We start from the raw sequence: 18592 nt of genomic DNA on the forward strand, positions 1-18592 counted from the left end.
TCGGTGCACCGGAGGGTAGGCTGGACGAACGGCGTTTTTCCCCGCCGCAGTCAGGGAGTACCAGCAGGATGACCACCGAGACGATCCGCACCGCGGTCGTGATCGAAGATGACCCCGATATTCGCGGTCTGATCACCACGATTTTGACGCAGGCTGGCTTTGCCGTTGCCACGTCGCCGAGCGGGATCGAGGGCGTGGAGCTGGTTCGTACCCAGAAGCCCAGCATCGTCACCCTCGATATTGGTCTGCTCGATATCGACGGCCTCGAGGTCGCCCGGCGCATCCGTCTCTTCAGCGACTGCTACATCGTGATGCTCACGGCTCAGGCCGATGAGGTAGACATCCTCTTTGGTCTCGAGTCCGGTGCCGATGACTACCTCGCCAAGCCCTTCCGCCCGCGCGAACTGCGCGCCCGGATCGAGGCAATGATGCGGCGTCCGCGCGGCGGCATCGCGCCCGAGGCCCCGGCCGTTTCCGAGGCCCCACCCGCGGGTTCGGTGGCCACCCCCGCCGCGGCACCCGCCGTCGGGACACCCGCCGCCGCGGCCGGAAACGACCGCAGCTTCGTCCACAACGGGCTCGTGCTCGACCGCGATACCCGCACCGTGGAGCGTCTCGGCGAATCGATCGCCCTCACCCGCACCGAGTTTGATCTGCTCGCCTCTCTACTGGGCTCGGGCCGTCGAGTGCGGTCAAAGGCCGAACTCGTTCGCGAGCTGCGCTCCGGCGAATACTCGGTGAGTGACTACGTGAGCGAGTCCGAGGAGCGCTCGATTGAGGTGCACTTCGGAAACCTGCGCCGCAAGCTCGGCGATGACGTTCGCCGCCCGACCTGGGTCGAAACCGTGCGTGGGGTGGGCTACCGGCTCGCGCCGCTGCAGGCCGATCTCGCCACGCCGAATGAGTCGGCAGCGATTACGGGTGCTCGATAACCCGACGGGTCATCATCGCTCGGAATGTCCACCATTTTGTGGACCGAGAGTTAGTGCGTCGCGGCGGCGTGCGCGGCGGCCTGCTCGACCATAAAGGCCCGCAGGGCGGCGACGGTTTCGACGCCGCAGAGGCGCAGAGCGCGCAGCGGTTCGCCAATTTCGTCGGTGTGTCCGGCGGTGAGCGTGGTCTCGATCGTCGAGGCGATCTGGGTGAGGCGCTGTGCGCCCACCATGGCACTCGAGGTACGAATACTCAATATGCTGTCGCGAGCATGCATCACATCAGCGTGTAAAAGGCTCTGTTCGAGGGCCGCAAGGCGCTCGGCCCAGCGGTCGCAGAACGACTGCAGGAAGAGCCGGCAGGCGGCGCGATCCCCGTTGAGGGCATCGCACAGGCGGCGAATCTCGGCATGCTCCAGGAGCGGGCGTTCTTCTGGGCTTATGCTCATGACGCTCCTTTCCTGCGATGCTGACCCTCGTGATAGGGGTGGTGACTCTTATAATGGTCGCGTCTTGTACTCAAGATTGAGCGCTCGCCAACCTCAAGACTGCCGCAGGTTTCGAGGAAATGGGCGTCATCCGCGTGTCCGATAGCATGTGGACATGGCACTGCGACCCCCGGCGATCCGGGTATCCCTGGAGGTAAGCGATGAGTGATTCTCGATTCTGGGTGGGTTCCTATACCGCCGACGCGCAGGCACCCGGGGTGGGGATCACCGCCCTCGGCTCTCGCCCGGATGGCTCGCTGGCCGGAGCGGGGGAAACCCCGGCCGATTCGCCCTCGTTCCTCACCGCACACCCCACCCTCCCGGTGATCTACGCCGCCCTCGAGCACTCCGGCCTCGTGCAGGCGTATCACGCGCGAGCACGGGCGGTGCGCTTTGGTCCGGCCCGCGCCTCCGCGGCATCCGTCTGCCACCTCACCGTGACCGCCGATGGCGCGCTCCTCGTGGCCACCGGATATGGGGACGGACGCGTGCTCGCCTACCCCCTGGGTCCGGATGGCGCGATCCTCGCCGATGCGGCCGAACCGCCCGCATCGATCGACCCGCACCGCAGCCCCTTCACCGGTGGCGAACTGACCGGTGGCCCCGGCCCGAGCTCGTTTACCGACCTGAGCCTCGCCTCGCACGTGGCCGAGGCCGCGCCGGCGCGTGACTCCCACGCGCACGCGAGCGTCGAGCTGCCGGACGGCCGCATCCTCACCACCGATCTCGGCCACGACGCCCTGCGATTCTGGCGGCGTACCGGATCCGGCCTCGCGCTCGATCGCACCCTCGCGCTGCCCCTCGGCGTGGGCCCACGCCACCTCATCACCCACCCCAGCGGGCACGTGCACGTCGTCACCGAGCGCAGCATCGAGATCTTCACCCTCGCCCCGGCCGATGCCGGAAACTGGCGGGTCGTGGCGGCCGCGCCGGCCACGGCCGACGGTGCCGAGGAGCGCGATGCCGCCGCGGAAATCTCGCGCAGCGCCGCGGGCGATCGACTCTACGTGGGCGTGCGCGGAAGCGACCGCATCGTCACCCTCGATGTTTCGGGAAACGGGCAGACCCTGCGCCCCATCGCCGACACCGAGAGCGGCGGACGCTGGCCGCGCCACCACCTCCTCGCCGGCGACCTGCTGCACGTCGCCCATGAGCACTCGCACGCGATCACGACGCTGCGGCTGGATGCGCGCGGGGTGCCCGGCCGGCCAATCGGGATCGCCGAGATCGGGGCACCGACCTGCATTCTTGCCGATCCGGTTGCGACACCGGTGTAACCGGCCGCCCACATCACCAAACGTTGCCGACACCCTGTCGGCGTGCGGTCATTTTGGCCTACAATCATGAGATGACCGCACGGATTCCCTCCCCCGAACCGCTCATTGGCCGCTTTATCCGCCTGGACGCCATGGTGGATGCCGATCTCCCGGCGCTGTGGACCGCCATCGGCCGCCCCCAGGTGTTTGCCGACGGTTATGGCGGCGGGCTGGCCGCGCTGCCGAAGGACCTCGCCGGTTTCACGAAGTTTGCCGCGCGCTACTACAGCCGCACCCGTAAAAATGTCTACACCGTGCGCCTCGTCGGAGGTGACGCCGACGGCACCATCGTGGGCACCACCACCCTCGGCGACTTCGACCTCCCCCGCGAGGCCGCACACATCGGCTGGACCGCGTATGACCCCGCCGTGTGGGGCACCGCCGTCAATGCCGAGGCGAAACTGCTGCTGCTGAATCTCGCCTTTACGAGCGGATTCGGACGCGTGCGCATCCAGGCCGATGCCCTGAACGATCACTCCCGGGCGGCCATCCTGAAGCTCGGCGCGAAGTTTGAGGGCCTGCTGCGCCGCGATCAGCGTCGCGCGGACGGCACCTGGCGCACGACCGCGGTGTACTCCGTCATCGTGGACGAGTGGCCCGAGGTTCGCCACGGCCTGGAATCACGCCTCGCGCGCTGGACCAGACCGGTGGATCTGCGCGCCGCATAGCGCCCACTACTGCGGGCGCTGCCTGTCCTACGGACTACCCGCGGATACCTCTGCCGGATGAGCCGGTTCCCCCGGGCGGCCGATGCCGGCGTGCGGGCACGGGCGGAGGATGGAAACATGAACTCTTCCACCTCCGTGCCCGCGCGCACCGTGCTGACCGCCGCCAACCTGGTCAAGGTATACGGCGGAAAAACCCGAGCCCTCGCCGGCGTCGACCTGGCGCTGCAGTCCGGCGAATCCGTCGCCATCATGGGGGCCTCGGGTTCCGGAAAGACCACCCTCCTCCATGCCCTCGCCGGGATCATCGTGCCCGATGGGGGCCGCGTGAGCTTCGCCGGGCCCGTCGGCCCGGTCGAGGTCAGTGCGCTCAACGAGCGCGATCGCGCCCGGCTGCGCCGCGAATCCTTCGGATTCGTCTTCCAGCAGGGGCTGCTGGTGCCGGAGCTCACCGCCCTCGAAAACGTGGCCCTGCCGATGATGCTCGCGGGCTATCCGCGCCCGGAAAGCGAGGCCCACGCCCGGCGCTGGCTCGATGCCCTCGGGCTGCCCGGCCTCGGCGATCGCCGCATCGGCGAGCTCTCCGGCGGGCAGGCCCAGCGCGTCGCGATCGCCCGCGCCCAGGTCACCGGGGCGAGCATCATCTTCGCTGATGAGCCCACCGGGGCCCTCGACTCACAGACCTCCGCCGACGTGATGGACGCCCTCCTGCACTCCACGGTTGGCCAGGGGCACACGCTCGTGGTGGTCACCCACGATCGCGAGGTTGCGGCCCGCTGCGACCGCACCATTCACCTGCGTGACGGCCGCGTGCACACCGCCAGCGGCGAGCCCGTGCCGGCCGCGGCCGCTCCCGGGTTCGAATTCGTGGGCGAGGGCTGGGATCGCTCGGCGGAGACGAACCGATGAGCGCCCCCACCACGCTGCCCACCGCCTTCCCGGCACCGCCGGCCGCACCCCGGCGGCGGCACGTCCCGATTCGTCGCCTCACCTGGATGCTCGCACGCCCCGGCACGCAGAGCCCCGCGACACTCGTGCTCCCCGCGGTGGCATTCGGCGTCACCAGTGCGCTCATCATCACCGTCATCGGCGGTACCTCGATGTTCTGGCGCATCCCCGGGCAGGACGGCGGAATCTACCGTGTTCTGAGCGTGCTCGCCCTGGCCCTCCTCCTCGTGCCCCTGCTGGGCCTCGGTGCCGCAGCCGCGCGGCTATCGGCCCGACGTCGCGATGACCGCCTCGCCTCGCTGCGGCTGCTCGGTGCGACCGGGGCCGACGTGATCCGCATCACCGTGCTCGAATCCACCGTGGTGGCCCTCGTGGGTGCCGTCGGCGGCGCGCTCCTCTCGCTCGCGATCAGCCCGCTGGTGGGCCTCATTCCGTTCCTCGGCGGGCCAATTGGGGCGGCCGAACTGTGGATCGGCATCTGGCCGATGCTCGGCGTGATCGCCGCCGTCACCGCGCTGGCTACGGTCAGCTCGGTGGTTGGTCTTCGCCGCGTCGTGATCTCCCCGCTGGGTGTGCGCACCCGGCAGCGTAAGGCGTTTCCGCACTGGGCACGCCCGCTGATCGCGCTGGCCGTGATCGCCATGCTCGGCACCGCGCTGCAGGGTATTGGCGCGCTGCAGAGCGAGCTCGGTCTGGTGCTCGCGATCGGCGGTGCCTTCGCCGTAGGGCTGGCCGTGCTGGGCCTCCTCGGGCCGTGGCTGATCGCCGTGTGGGCGCGCCTCCAGGTGCGCCGAGCTCGGACGGTCCCGCGGCTGCTGGCCGCCCGCGCCGTACTGGATGACTCCGGTGCCGTCTGGCGTCAGGTGGGAGGCGTGGCCATGACCTCGTTCGTGGCCGTGGTTGCCGGCAGCGGAATTGGGCTCCTCCTCGCCATCGACACCTCGCAGTCCGATGACCTTGGCACCCTGCCCGGCGATATCTTCACCGGCATCGTGGTCACCCTGATCGCCTCGTTCCTCATGGTCGCCGTGTCCGTGGGCGTCAACCAGGCAGCCGCCGTGCTCGATCGACGAGACATCACCGTCAGCCTCGACCGCCTCGGTATGCCGCGCGAAATGATCGAGGCCGCCCGCGCCCGACAGGCGATCGCGCCGGTGCTGCTCGTTGCCGTGACCGCCGCGATCATCGGTGGGGTGCTCGTCCTCCCGCTCGCGGGAATGACGCTCCTGCTGAGCCCCAGCACCCTGCTCGTGGTCTTTGGCAGCATCGCCCTGGGCATCGGCCTGGTGTGGCTCGCGGTGCGGGCCACCACCCCCGTTCAGCGCGCCGTCCTGGCACATCCCGAACGCGCGTAGCCGCCGTCATTGCGGCCTCGCGCCCGGTCCCGGCACGAGCCGCGGATCGGGCGCGGGCCGTGCGGATGTCCGCGCGGGGCAGTAGATTATATGCATGGCCGAATTGACCCCTCAGGAACAGCTCAACCGTCTACGCAGCAGCATCGACAACATCGATTCGGCGCTCATCCACATGCTTGCCGAGCGCTTCCGCTGCACCCAGGCCGTGGGTGAACTCAAGGCCGAGCACCAGATGCCCGCCTCTGACCCGGACCGCGAAAAGCGCCAGGTCGCCCGCCTGCGTGCCCTCGCGGAAGACGCTCAGCTCGATCCGGCATTCGCCGAAAAGTGGTTCAACTTCGTGGTGGCCGAGGTTATCCAGCACCACGTGACCCTGGCCGAGGCACGCGAGGCCTAGGCCATGGCTCGGCCCGGTGCGGTACGTGCACCCCTGTTTGACCCGCCGCCGCTCGAACACCTCGAGGTCGGCCTCGAGTCCGAGCTGCGCGCGGGGGAGCGGCTCGACTCCCTGCGCTTCACTGGCGTCGACGTCTCCGAGCAAAACCTCGTGGGCCTCGACCTCACCGAGTGCGAGTTCCTCGGCGGCGAGTTCGACGGCACCGACCTGCGCGGCCTGCGCGCCATCGACACCCGATTCGACCGAATCAACGCCCCGGTACTGAAGATTCCACGTTCCACCCTGCGCGAGGTTCGGATCGAATCCTCCCGCTTCGGCTCCGCCGAGGCCTATGACGCGGGCTGGGAGTCGGTACACCTGATTGGGTGCAAGATCGGGTACCTCAACCTGCGCGGATCCACCCTCACCAGCCTCCAATTCACCGACTGCACGATCGACGAGCTCGATCTGGGCGGGGCCACCGTTACGCGGCTCGCCTTCCCGGGCACAACCGTGCAGACGCTGGATCTCACCGCGGCGCGGCTGACCGACGCCGACCTGCGCGGGCTCGAGCCGCGCGTGCTGAACGGCATCGAGTCCCTCGCCGGGGCGACGATGACGGAGGAACAATTCTCCTGGCTCGCCCCCCTCCTCGCCACCCACCTCGGCGTAAACCTCACCGCCTAGCCCGAGCAACACAGCGTCTCCGGTGTTCGGCTCGCTCCGTGCGGCGTACCTGGGCGTGAATCTCACCGCCTAGCCCGAGCAACACAGCGTCTCCGGTGTTCGGCTCGCTCCGTGCGGCGTACCTGGGCGTGAATCTCACCGCCTAGCCCGAGCAATGCAGCCAGCAGCTACATCATGAGGGCGGCGATGAGGCTCAGCGCGGGCACGGCGAGCACCGTGGTGAGCAGCACCGTATCGCGGGCGGCCACCAGGCCGACGTTGTAGCGGCTCGCGAAGTTGTAGACGTTCTGCGCGGTGGGTAGCGCGGCGATCATCACCGCCGCTGCGAGCTCCGGCCCCTCGATACCGAGCACGAGGCTGCCGATGCCGAGAGCAAGCGCCGGCATTACCGCAACCTTGATCAGGCTCGCGAGGATGATCTCACCCGTGTGCTCGCCACCCGCCAGCGGCTTTGAACCGTGGAGCGACATTCCAAAGGCGATCAGAATCATTGGGATCGCGGCCCCACCGATGATGTGGAACGGCTCATAAACGGCGTCGGGAATCTTGATACCGGAGACCGCCACCAGCACGCCAAGCATCGAGGCGATCACCATCGGGTTGCGGAACGGCTGGCTGAGAACCCGCCCCAGCGTGACCTTTCCCGAGGTGCCGAGATCGAGCACGATCAGGATGATCGGGTTCAGGATCAGCAGCTGGAACAGCAGCACCGGCACCACCTCGGCATAGTTGCCAAACACGTAGAGCGCGACCGGCAGGCCGATGTTGTTGGCGTTGAGCAGGGAGGCCCCGAGCGCACCGAGCGCGAGCTCGGGAGTGGTGCGAGTGCGTCCACGCCGCACCAGCGGGCTGAGCAGCAGATAGATCGCCGCCGCACCGAATGCGCTGAGCGCGGCCAGCGGCAGTCGGCTGGAAAACATCGTCGCGATCTCGGCGTGCGCGAGCGTGTAAAACAGCAGCGCGGGCGTTGCCACGAAGAATGCCACCCGGTTGAGGACAAACTGGCCCTGTGGGCCCGCGGCTCCGGATCGGGCGAGCAGATAGCCCGCAAAGATGACAACCGCAATGATCCCGAACCCGGTAAGTACTCCGCCCATGCCGTAACCCTATCGGGGTGCGCATGCATGATGGTGCAGCGACTTCGGGGATTTGTTCATCCACACCACAAATTGGGGGATTTAACGAGAGCGCGGGGCGACACCGAGGTGGTGTCGCCCCGCGCTCGCGGAGGGGTGGCGCTAGATGCGCGCGTCCACCGGCTCGGGCCGGCGACGGGCGCGAGCGGCGGCCAGCGTGCTGACGATCAGACCCGCAATAGTCCACAGCACCAGCAGCACCACGGCCCCCGCGGCAGACCCATCGCCGATCACCGCGCGCAGCGCGTCGGTCGCGGGGCCCACGGGGAACCAGTTGATCGCCGACTGCAGCAGGCCCGGCGCGGTGGCGATGATACCGCCGGCCATGACCACGATGGCGATGATCATCGAGATGAACTTGCCCATGCCGCCGAACAGTGCGCCGAGAGCCTGGTTGGTTGCGGCGAAGGCCACACCCGCGAGCATCGCGATGGCGGCAAAGCCGAGCCACGGCCCGAACTCGATCTTGAGCAGCGGTGACAGGATGGCCGCCACCAGCAGACCCTGCACGGCACCGAGCAGCGCACCCGGCCAGAAGGCACGCAGTGCCAGCAGCGGGGACGGACGGGTCGAACCGTGCGCGCCGAGCGGCAGCGGACGCAGCACCAGGAAGGTGGCCAGGGCTCCAAGCCACAGGGCGAGGACCGCGTAGAACGGTGCACCCTGCTTGCCGAGACCGGCACCGAGCCCGCTGGTGGCATCGCCACCGGAGGTGCGGATCGGATCGGCCACCACCGAGGCCAGCGTCTCGCGCTGCTGCGAGGAGTAGGAGGGCAGCTGGTTTACCGCGGTCTTCAGGCCGTCGGCCAGCTGGGTCGCACCACCCTCGAGCCCGGTGGCACCCTCGGTCAGCGGGGTGAAGCCCTCGCCGAGCTGGGAGATACCGGTGCTGAGCTTGCTGGCACCATCGGCGAGGCCGGAGGAACCGGTCTGCAGCTTGTGCACACCATCGGCGAGACCGGAGGCACCCTGGGCGAGGCCCGCGGCACCGGTGCTGAGCTTACCCGCGCCATCGGCGAGGCCGTGGGCACCGGTTGCGAGGTCTCCGCTGGCCTTCGCGAGGGCGGCGAGACCGTCCACCGCGGAGGGGTTGTCGCCCTGGGGCTTGGTGAGTCCGTCGACCAGAGCGTTGACGCCGGCGGCGAGGCCGGGGTTTTTGACGGTTCCGTCGCCGTTGATCGCGATTTCGGCACCGGCCAGGCGGGTGATCGCACCGTTCGGGTCCTTCTGGTCACCCACGACCTTCGCGAGCTTGCCGCAGAACTCTGCGCTCGCACCGCTCGTGGTGAAGCACTCCTGGACGAGTGCGCCGAGCTGCCCGGCCACCGCGGTATTGCCGGTCACGAGCGCGCTGGTCTGGTTGGCACCGGCACCCAGCTGGGGGCCCTGCGTCTTCAGCGGGGTCAGCCCCTGGCTCAGGCCGTTGAGTCCACCGTGGAGCTGGTCGAGTCCGCTGGCGATCTGCTGGGCACCCGATGCGAGCGGCACGGTTCCCGCGGAGAGATCCCGGGCTCCCGAGCTCAGCTGATCGGCACCGGAGGCGAGGGCCCCCACACCGGTGTTGAGCTGACTCGCACCCGAGCTGAGCTGGCTGGCGCCGGATCCCAGCTGGGTGACACCCTCGCCGACCTGGCCGAGGCCGTCGCCGAGCTTACCCGCGCCATCGGCGAGTTGGGCTGCGCCATCGGCGGCCTGGCCGATCTGGGTGCCCAGGGTGTTGAAGCCCACATAGATGTTGTCGAGGTAGGTTTCGGTGAGCTGCTTGCCGCTCAGCGAGGCGGCCGTGCGGGCCACGGTGTCGCTGATCACGCTGTCCACGAGCTTGGAGGCGTCGCTCGTGGTGACATCGATCACGGCCTCGCGCGGCTTGTCGCCGGAAATGGAGGTCGCGGCCGCCGAGAAGTCCTTCGGAATGGTCACCACGGCCACATAGTCACCGTTGGCAAGGCCGCTCGCGGCGTCATCCGAGTCGGTGATGATCCAGTCGTAGTTGGTTTCGGTCTTGCCCGGGGCCGAGACCAGCCCGGCGGTGAGCTGGCGGCCGAGCGGTACCAGCTGCTCGCCCACGGTGACCGGCTGATCGTTGTTGACGATCGCTGCCCGCACCGTGTGCAGGCGGCTGGCCGGATCCCACAGCGCCCACACCAGGATGCCGGCGATCACGAACGGTACGAGTACCAGCCCGATGATCGAGAGCACCCGGCGGCGCGGGGTGCGCCCGGGTCGCTGAAGCATGTCGGTTAGCGAGCTCATACGAGCACCTCGGATTCCACGGTCGAGAGGGTCAGGGTTACCAGGGGGGTCGTCGCCGCGACGCACTCGGCGGCGAGGGATGAATCGGTGGTTCCCAGGATGATGGTGAGCGGACGCTCGGTGCCGGCCGCCGCTCGGGCGCGCTCGAGACGTTCGCGCAGGCGGGTGCGGGTTGCGGCGTCGAGCCGGTCAACGCCGTCGATCGCGAGCACGCGGGGCGACTCGGCCAGGAGGGCCTCAAACGCGCGTTCGCTGGTGTGGGTGATGTCCACCCAGGCGGCGCGGCGGCGGATCGCTCCGGCGTGGGTGGGAAGCACCCGGCCGGTGACCTTGAGGATGCCCTCGGTGAGTTCGTGCCGGCCGGTGAGGGTCAGCAGGGTCGTGGCCACGGCATCGTTCGGGCCGGTCACGACGAGCACCTCGCCGGGGCGTACCGAGACGCCGACGGGGGCGAAGCCGGGGCCCGCGGGCCGCAGGTCGGCACCCACGATGGCATCGGTGTTGCCGGGTTCGGGCCAGTCGCGCAGCTTGATCTCGTGGGCCAGACCCTCGCCCTCCACGTCGAAGGACGGCAGGACGCGGTCGAGCCAGCGCGGCATCTTCCAGGCGCGATCGCCGAGCAGGGCGAGTACCGCGGGCACCAGCATCATGCGCACGATGAAGGCATCGACGGCCACACCCACGGCGAGGCCCAACGCGATCGGCTTGATGTTGTTGTCGCCCTCGGGGATGAAGGCGGCGAACACGGCGATCATGATGATGGCGGCGGCCGTCACGACCTTCGCCGATCCGGTGAAGCCGCGCTCGATGGCCTGCTTCGCGGTGGCACCGTGCACGTATTCCTCACGCATGCGGGCCACGAGGAACACCTCGTAGTCCATCGCGAGGCCGAACAGCACACCCATCAGCAGGATCGGCATGAACGAGATCACCGGGCCGGTTTGATGCACGTTGAACAGCTCGGCACCCCAGCCGAGCTCGAACACCGCGGCGACCACACCGAACGACACACCCACGCTGAGAAGGTATCCGAGGGTGGCCTTGACCGGCACCCAGATCGAGCGGAACACCATGGTCAGCAGCACGAGGGACAGGCCCACGACGAGCAGACCGAACGGCAGCAGCGCGCCACCGAGCATGCTCGAGACGTCGATGGCCATGGCCGTGTAGCCGGTGACCGAGAGGGAGACGCCGTACTTCTTTTCGAAGTGGTCGTGCAGCGAGCGGATCTTCGCAACCAGCTCCTGTGTCTGTTCGGAGTTCGGGCCGTCGGTCGGGATGACCTGGACGAATCCGGTGTCGGCCGAGGCGTTCGGGGTCGCGACCGGAACCGACTTCACGCCGGGCAGGTCACGAATCTCGTCCGCAATGTCATCCATGAGCTTGAGCGGATCGGTGCTCTTCACGATGGTGCCGGTGACGATCAGCGGGCCGTTGAATCCGGCACCGAAGTTCTCGGCGATTCGGTCGTAGGTTTCGCGAGACTCGCTACCCGGAGCGTGCGAGCCGGCATCCGGCAGGGCCAGGCGCAGGTTTAGACCGGGCAGGGCCGCGGCCCCGAGGCCCACCACCACGATGATGATGGTGACCAGAGGGAAGCGGGTGACCGCGCGTACCCAGCCGAGGAAGAAGCGGTTGGGCTTGGGCTCGGGGTGAGCCTCGGCGACGGGGGCCGAGGCGTGGGCGGCAGCGTGTGCCGGTGCTGCGGGAGCGGGCGGTACCGCGGGGAGCGATTCGTTCGTTCCGCGGCGGCTGCGGGCGGCACGCTTCTCGGTGCGCGCGGCGTTCTTGAGTGCCCGACGCTCGGCACGGGTGCCGACCTTCGGACGCAGCCGCTCGCCCGCGAAGCCCAGCATGGCGGGCATCAGGGTGAGCGAGATGAGGACGGCCACGAACACCGAGGCCGCGGCACCAATACCCATGGTGGTGAGGAAGGGGATTCCCGCCACGAACAGACCCACGAGCGCGATCATCACCGTGAGGCCGGCGAAGACCACGGCCGATCCGGCGGTCGCAATGGCGCGGGCCGCGGATTCCCGCGGCTCCATGCCACGGGCAAGCTGTTCGGTGTGTCTCGCCAGAATGAAGAGGGCGTAGTCGATACCCACCGCAAGCCCCAGCATCAGCGCCAGCATCAGGGTGGTGGACGGCACCGAGCCGAACACGGTCACGAACATGATGGCCAGGGCAGAGACACCCACACCCATCAGGGCGTTCAGCAGCGGCATACCCGCGGCGATCACCGAACCGAAGGTGAATAGAAGTACGATCAGGGCCACGATCACACCGATGGCCTCGGTGAGGGTCACCCCGGGCACCTCGGCGTTGAAGACGTCGCCTCCGAGCGAGGCATCCGCGCCGCTCGGCAGCTCCTTCTTGAGGTCCGCGAGGGCGTCCTTGACGCCGTCGATGGTCTTTTCCTTGACCTCGAGTGCGGTGCCGGAGAACTGGATCGAGATGAGGGCCGCGCGATCGTTGTCGGCGATATTACCCTTCACCGTCGCATCGAAGGGCGAGACGGCGCCCTCGATTCCGTTGATCTTGGTGAGAGCGGCGACGGCGTCCTCGACGCTCTTCTTGATCGCCGGGTCATCGACCTTCTGGGCGTCCCCGCTGACCACGACGATCTGGCCGGAGGCTCCACTGATCTGCGGGAACGTGGTCTTCAGGCTGTCGAGGGCGACCTGGGATTCGGTGCCGGGGATCGAGAAGCTGTTCTCGGTGCCCTGGCCGAACAGGCCGGCACCCACGCCGAACAGCGCGAGAATCACGATCCAGATTCCCAGCACGAGTTTGCGGGCGCCATAGGCCCAGCGGCCCAGCGAATAGAGTAGGGATGACACGAAATAACTCCTGAACGAGGGGCTCGTGGGGAAAGTTTAGATACACTGGTGTATTCAATACACGACTGTATTCGATACATTGGTGTATCGCAATTTGTAGTGGAGAAAGCTGAGGATCTTATGAGTGTTGACTCAGGAGACGCGCCGGTCATCGAGAGCGCCCGTCGCAAGCGCACCCGGGACCGACTCATCGATGCCGCCTACGAGGTGTTCGCCGAATACGGGATCGCGACCGCCACGGTTGAGCAGATCGCCGAGCGCGCGGGATTCACCCGCGGTGCCTTCTACTCCAACTTCGAGTCGAAGGAGGAGCTGTTCTTCGCCCTCGCCGACCGCGAAAACCAGGTGCGCTTCGATCGTCTCGAGGCCGGGCTCACCGAGTATCTGCCCGAAAATGGCCGGATCAGCACGGATCAGATCTCCAGCATCGTCCGCGATTTCCTCGGCCTACAGCCGGACAATCGCTCCTGGTGCCTGATGCAGAGCGAATTCCAAATGCTCGCCCTACGCGACCCCGAGGTGGGCAAGACCTACATCGCGGGTGAGGAGCGCGCCATGACGATGCTCGGCGATCGCCTGGACGAGCTCGTGGCCATGGTGGGCCTGCGCTTCACGATGAACTCCCGTGAGCTCTCCACCGTGCTCGGTGCCATCTACTCCGACGGCATCGCTCGGGTCATGCTCGCGGGCTCCACCAACCCCGGCCCAGACACCGTCGACGCCGTCTCGGACACCATCGCCCGCATCGTGCAGGCATTCACGGAACCCGTCTAGTACGCACTCCCGTTCGGGCGGGCGATTCTCCACAGCTTGCGGAAGCGATACCGCTCTCCACTGGTCCGGTGAAAACGCCCCGATATCGGATCGCAGAATTCTAGAGTCTTGAGTGATGGTGTTTGTGGCACCGTCGTCTTAAGCGTGCTGAGGCTCCGTGCTGGCGGCGTGACGAATGTCAGGCCTTTGGGTTTTCGAAGACCAACGGTGACCAAGATCTGGGAGGAGCCAATGATGCCGAGGCTGATGAAGCGACTACTGGGGAGTCTCAGTACGGTTGCAGGCCGGAACGGGCCATCCCCGCATCGATCAGGAGCTCATCACGGTGGCAGACGCGAGCATCCCGATACTCGGTCGTCGCGCGCACTTGCTGATGTCTTGGCAAAGTGGCCGATCTGGGTCCATCGCAGAGTTGATAGCGTGCATCCTCTTGAGGGCGAGCGCGGAAGACTCAAACACTCGATGGATTGCACCCCCGTTCCGGATCCGTTACTCGCCTATGACGCTGTAGAGCGGGATAAGGAGAGTATTGATGAGGTTCGTGGACTGCTGATGGTTCCGTTGGCGTTTATCGCGAAGGGGCCAATGCGACACCTGGATGCCGTGGATGCTCGTGGCAATCCCATGCCGCTCCTAGGAGCCGCTGAGAGTAACGCCATCATGCTTGACACGGTCTTGGACCTGTTGGAGCTCTCCGGTGTGGAACAAACGGCTGAGGTTTTACGCGTGATCCGGCTGATCATCGCGATTGACGGGATGGGCCAATCTGCTCAGCTTCCGGAACTCTGCCAGACAGGAAGGTGGGAGGGCGAGCAGATTTGGCCAGAAAATATCTACCTGCCCAATGATCTGGTAGATCTCCTGGAACGACTTGCGTCAAGCTTCCTTCTCATAGGTCTCGTTCCCGCCCGGCAAAGCGGAATTCGTCAGATACTGAAATTCTCCTATCACTGGGTTACGGAGGAGGATACGAGCCTAAAGTCGCGTATGTTGAGCGTCCTTGTGGCGACAGGCTGGGCGGGGAAAGAGGTCTCCATGAACATGCATATGCCACATGCGACGGCCTCGTATCATCTTGAGTTTCACACTCCTTCGCAACTGGACGTACGCAATCTCCGGATCCCCTGTCCCGACGCGAGTACCCCAGTACACGGACAAATCCTCAGCGATGCGTCGGGGGTTCCGGTGGCTCATGTCCACGGAACCTACGAGATCCAACCAGGAGGACAGGCGAGTGTTCGGCTCGCAGTGCCGTGGAGGGGCCTGCGAATGATCACACTATTTGTGACGGCACTCACCGCGCTGATCTTCAGTCTGGCGCTCTTCCTTGACGGTGCCACCCCGACGCTCATGAAGCAGGGAGGCAGCGCCGCTGCCCTGTTTCTTGCCGTGCCTGCCGTGTTCATCTCGTTCCTCGCAGCACACTCCGAAAACGTGTCTACGTCCCGGATGCTGGTGCCACTGCGCTTCATGCTCGTGGTCTGTGCCCTGCTCCTATTTGCCATGGCTGGGAGCCTGGTCGGGCAGCTGCGCCATGGCCCACTTGTCCTACTGTGGTCGGTTAGTCTCGTCGTTTCGGTTCTCCTGACGCTTCTTCTCGTGCTTGGCGGATCATTCACACGTATCGCCCCTACGGAACAGTAGAGCGCAGCATGGGGCTCACGTATACTCGCGGTAATACCCCTGAGCGACGTGCAAAGAGAGGGAACCATGACAAAAGACGCAGCGAAAAACAATAAGATCGCACGAGGTTTTGTCGTTCGTGGTGCTCGAATCTCTTCCATCGCGGGAGGGAACACCCTGACGGATCGCGCCTCGCGAAAGACCAATAAGACGAACGAGAACGTCTCGGTGATGAGCTCTCCCACGTCTCGAGTCGGCAAAAGCCGATTCGCCTAGATTTCGTCACGCAATAAACGGCAGTGGGCCGGGCACCGAAGTGCCCGGCCCACTGCCGTACCGCCTCACCGCTATGCGAAGCGCTTGGGCAGGGTGTCGACGTGTGCGGTGCGCAGCTCGTCGAGGCCCACGGTGAAGACGTCCTGTACCTCGAGGGTGTTCGAGGAGGCGTCGGTCACACCGATGCGCTGCACCGGGTAGCCGCGGCCCTCGCACAGTCCGCGGAAGCGAACGTCGTCCTCGCGGCGAACCGAGACCAGCACGCGGCCGGTCGACTCGGAGAACAGCGCGGTGGTGGCGTCTACGCCGTCACGCTCGATGATGTCGCCCAGCCAGATGCGGGCACCCACGCCGAAGCGCAGAACGCCCTCGGCGAGGGTCTGTGCGAGACCACCATCGGCGAGGTCGTGAGCGGCGCTGACGAGGCCTTCGGCCGAGGCCGCACGCAGCAGCTCACCCAGGACGATCTCGCCGGGCAGGTCGACCTCGGGCGGGGTTCCGCCGAGGTGGTTGTGCACGGTGCCAGCCCAGGCCGAACCGGAGAGCTCCTCGCGGGTGATGCCCAGGAGGTAGAGGTTCTCGCCGTCGTCCTGCCATCCACTCGGGGTGCGGTCCGCGACGTTGTCGATCACGCCGAGCACACCGACCACGGGGGTCGGGAAGATCGGGGTGTCACCTGTCTGGTTGTAGAACGAGACGTTTCCACCGGTGACCGGGATGCCGAGCTCGAGGCAGGCGTCCGAGAGACCGTCAACGGCCTCCGAGAACTGCCACATGACCTCGGGGTTCTCGGGGGAGCCGAAGTTGAGGCAGTCGGTCACGGCGGCCGGAACGGCACCGGTCACGGCCACGTTGCGGTAGGCCTCGGCCAGGGCGAGCTTTGCACCCTGACGCGGATCCAGCTGGCAGAACCGGCCGTTGGCGTCGGTCGCGATGGCGATACCCAGGCCGGTCTCCTCGTCGACGCGGATCATGCCGCCGTCATCGGGGAAGGACAGCGCGGTGTTGCCGAGCACGTAGTAGTCGTACTGGTCGGTGATCCAGGACTTATCGGCCTGATTGGGCGATGCCACGATCGAGAGGAACTGCTCGCGCAGCTCGGTGCCCTCGGTTGCGCGGGGCAGGGCCTCGCCGCGGTCGGCGCGCAGGGCGTCGAGCCAGGTCGGGTAGGCAACCGGACGGTCGTAGACCGGGCCATCCACCGCGACGGTGCTGGGGTCCACGTTGACGATTTCCTCGCCGTGCCAGTTGATGATCAGGCGGCCGGTGTCGGTCACCTCACCCATCACCGAGGTCTCCACGTCCCACTTGGCCGCGACGGCCAGGAAGGCGTCGAGCTTCTCGGGGGTGACCACGGCCATCATGCGCTCCTGCGACTCCGACATGAGGATTTCCTCGGGGGTCAGGTTCGGGTTGCGCAGCAGGGTGTTGCTCAGCTCGACGAACATGCCGCCGTCTCCGTTTGCGGCCAGCTCGCTCGTGGCGCAGGAGATACCCGCGGCACCGAGGTCCTGGATGCCCTCAACCAGCTCATCGCGGTACATTTCGAGGCAGCACTCGATGAGTACCTTCTCGGCGAAGGGGTCGCCCACCTGAACGGCGGGACGCTTGGAGGGGCCGTCCTCCTCAAAGGCAACCGAGGAGAGGATCGAGGCACCACCGATGCCATCGGCACCGGTACGGGCACCAAACAGCACAACCTTGTTGCCCACACCCGAGGCGTTGGCCAGGTGCAGGTCTTCGTGCCGCAGCACACCCACGGCGAGGGCGTTGACCAGCGGGTTGCCCTGGTAGATCGGGTCAAACACGGTCTCGCCACCGATGTTGGGCAGGCCCAGGCAGTTGCCGTAGAAGGAGATGCCACCGGTCACACCGTGCAGAACGCGCGCGGTGTCGGGGTGGTCGATGTCACCGAAGCGCAGCTGGTCCATCACGGCTACCGGGCGAGCGCCCATCGAGATGATGTCGCGGACGATGCCGCCGACGCCGGTCGCGGCACCCTGGAAGGGCTCCACGTAGCTCGGGCTGTTGTGCGACTCGACCTTGAAGGTCACCGCCCAGCCCTGGCCAATGTCAACCACACCGGCGTTCTCGCCCATGCCGACCATGAGGTTCTTGGTCATCTCCGGGGTGACCTTCTTGCCAAACTTCCGGAGGTAGTTCTTGCTCGACTTGTAGGAGCAGTGCTCGCTCCACATGACCGAATACATGGCCAGCTCGCCCGAGGTGGGGCGGCGGCCGAGGATTTCACGAATCTTGAGGTATTCGCCCTCGGTCAGACCGAGGGCCGCATACGGCTGCTCGCGTTCCGGGGTGGCGATCGCGTTGGCCACGGTATCGGCCTCGGCGGCCGCGGCTGACGCGGCCTGGTTCTCTACGGTGGGGGGAATAGCGGTCACGGGTACGGTTTCTCCTCGAAGCAGCTGGTGCCGGACAACTCCCATCCTAGAGGGTGTCGGAGGGTGTAAATCACCGTCGCGAACGCATGACCAAACCGGTGCGACACGCCGCTCCCCGCCGGTGCTTTTTCGAGCGACCGGACGATGCATGCTCGGTGCTGTGGAGGACCGCTATCCGCCGTTCGCGGACTCGCCCTTTTTGCGTGCACTTCGTGCCCGGAACAGGGCGAGGGCCACACCCGCGATGATGAGGATCGCGGCGATGACAATGATGGGAAGGAGGCCCGATGCGCCGGTCTCGGCGAGCTGCGAGGCGCTCTCGCCCGCGGCCGAGGGCAGCGCAATGAGGGCCGCCGGTGCCAGGATTCCCAGGAGCGCGGGAATCGCCAGGATCACCAGGACCGTAATAATCCCCCGATCGGCGGGGTGCCACGTTGTACCCATAGGGCGAATCTACGCCTGCCGGCACCAAAAGTCGAGGGTTACGCGGGTGCCCGCGAGGAATCAGTCGGGGGGTTATT

At 66.8% G+C, this 18592-nt stretch carries 15 protein-coding genes; 9 read left to right on the plus strand and 6 right to left on the minus strand.

Annotated elements, in window-relative coordinates; genetic code table 11:
* Positions 1-68 precede the first annotated feature (68 nt).
* Positions 69-932, plus strand: a complete 864-nt coding sequence (locus D9V32_RS12655) for a response regulator transcription factor (RefSeq protein ID WP_121649283.1) — start codon at positions 69-71, stop codon at positions 930-932.
* 50 nt (positions 933-982) lie between these two features.
* Here D9V32_RS12655 and D9V32_RS12660 read toward each other — a convergent pair whose 3' ends face one another.
* Entirely contained in the window at positions 983-1381 is a 399-nt protein-coding gene (locus D9V32_RS12660) for an Hpt domain-containing protein (RefSeq protein WP_121649284.1), read from the minus strand.
* Positions 1382-1581: 200 nt separating this feature from the next.
* Here D9V32_RS12660 and D9V32_RS12665 point away from each other — a divergent pair, with 200 nt between their 5' ends.
* From D9V32_RS12665 to D9V32_RS12690, 6 genes are all read left to right on the plus strand, one after another.
* A complete protein-coding gene (locus D9V32_RS12665) occupies positions 1582-2697 on the plus strand; it encodes a lactonase family protein (RefSeq protein ID WP_121649285.1) in 1116 nt (371 codons plus the stop codon).
* A gap of 71 nt (positions 2698-2768) precedes the next feature.
* Positions 2769-3404 carry a GNAT family N-acetyltransferase gene (locus tag D9V32_RS12670; protein ID WP_121649286.1) on the plus strand — a complete coding sequence of 212 codons (636 nt, stop codon included), beginning with the start codon at positions 2769-2771 and terminating at the stop codon, positions 3402-3404.
* Positions 3405-3521: 117 nt separating this feature from the next.
* Positions 3522-4310, plus strand: a complete 789-nt coding sequence (locus D9V32_RS12675) for an ABC transporter ATP-binding protein (protein WP_121649338.1) — start codon at positions 3522-3524, stop codon at positions 4308-4310.
* Positions 4307-5704 carry an FtsX-like permease family protein gene (locus D9V32_RS12680; protein ID WP_245982317.1) on the plus strand — a complete coding sequence of 466 codons (1398 nt, stop codon included), beginning with the start codon at positions 4307-4309 and terminating at the stop codon, positions 5702-5704. The genes D9V32_RS12675 and D9V32_RS12680 overlap by 4 nt, the downstream gene beginning before the upstream one ends.
* A gap of 94 nt (positions 5705-5798) precedes the next feature.
* Positions 5799-6101 (plus strand): chorismate mutase, encoded by a 303-nt coding sequence (locus D9V32_RS12685; protein ID WP_121649287.1) that lies wholly within the window; start codon positions 5799-5801, stop codon positions 6099-6101.
* 3 nt (positions 6102-6104) lie between these two features.
* Positions 6105-6767 carry a pentapeptide repeat-containing protein gene (locus tag D9V32_RS12690; RefSeq protein ID WP_121649288.1) on the plus strand — a complete coding sequence of 221 codons (663 nt, stop codon included), beginning with the start codon at positions 6105-6107 and terminating at the stop codon, positions 6765-6767.
* 167 nt (positions 6768-6934) lie between these two features.
* Here the strand turns inward: D9V32_RS12690 and D9V32_RS12695 are convergent, their stop codons facing one another.
* From D9V32_RS12695 to D9V32_RS12705, 3 genes are all read right to left on the minus strand, one after another.
* Positions 6935-7864 carry an AEC family transporter gene (locus tag D9V32_RS12695; protein ID WP_121649289.1) on the minus strand — a complete coding sequence of 310 codons (930 nt, stop codon included), beginning with the start codon at positions 7862-7864 and terminating at the stop codon, positions 6935-6937.
* A gap of 141 nt (positions 7865-8005) precedes the next feature.
* On the minus strand, positions 8006-10156 hold the full coding sequence (locus D9V32_RS12700) for a YhgE/Pip domain-containing protein (RefSeq protein ID WP_121649290.1): 2151 nt from the start codon (positions 10154-10156) through the stop codon (positions 8006-8008).
* Positions 10153-12999 carry an MMPL family transporter gene (locus D9V32_RS12705; protein ID WP_220700707.1) on the minus strand — a complete coding sequence of 949 codons (2847 nt, stop codon included), beginning with the start codon at positions 12997-12999 and terminating at the stop codon, positions 10153-10155. Before D9V32_RS12705 ends, D9V32_RS12700 begins: the two co-directional genes overlap by 4 nt.
* A 120-nt stretch (positions 13000-13119) precedes the next feature.
* Between D9V32_RS12705 and D9V32_RS12710 the strand changes: the two genes are divergently transcribed.
* Both D9V32_RS12710 and D9V32_RS12715 read left to right on the plus strand, forming a co-directional pair.
* Positions 13120-13773, plus strand: coding sequence for a TetR/AcrR family transcriptional regulator (locus D9V32_RS12710; RefSeq protein WP_121649291.1), 654 nt, complete (start codon positions 13120-13122; stop codon positions 13771-13773).
* Between the two features lie 420 nt (positions 13774-14193).
* Positions 14194-15417: a hypothetical protein gene (locus D9V32_RS12715; RefSeq protein WP_147440482.1), complete on the plus strand. Its 1224-nt coding sequence runs from the start codon at positions 14194-14196 to the stop codon at positions 15415-15417.
* Positions 15418-15743: 326 nt separating this feature from the next.
* Here D9V32_RS12715 and purL read toward each other — a convergent pair whose 3' ends face one another.
* Positions 15744-18116 (minus strand): phosphoribosylformylglycinamidine synthase subunit PurL, encoded by a 2373-nt coding sequence (purL, locus tag D9V32_RS12720; protein ID WP_121649293.1) that lies wholly within the window; start codon positions 18114-18116, stop codon positions 15744-15746.
* Positions 18117-18242: 126 nt separating this feature from the next.
* The gene (locus D9V32_RS12725; protein WP_121649294.1) at positions 18243-18515 is read right to left on the minus strand and encodes a hypothetical protein; all 273 of its coding nucleotides are present in this window, start codon (positions 18513-18515) and stop codon (positions 18243-18245) included.
* Positions 18516-18592: the final 77 nt, after the last annotated feature.

It is taken from the genome of Mycetocola tolaasinivorans (assembly GCF_003667565.1).
Classification (GTDB): Bacteria; Actinomycetota; Actinomycetes; order Actinomycetales; family Microbacteriaceae; genus Mycetocola; species Mycetocola tolaasinivorans.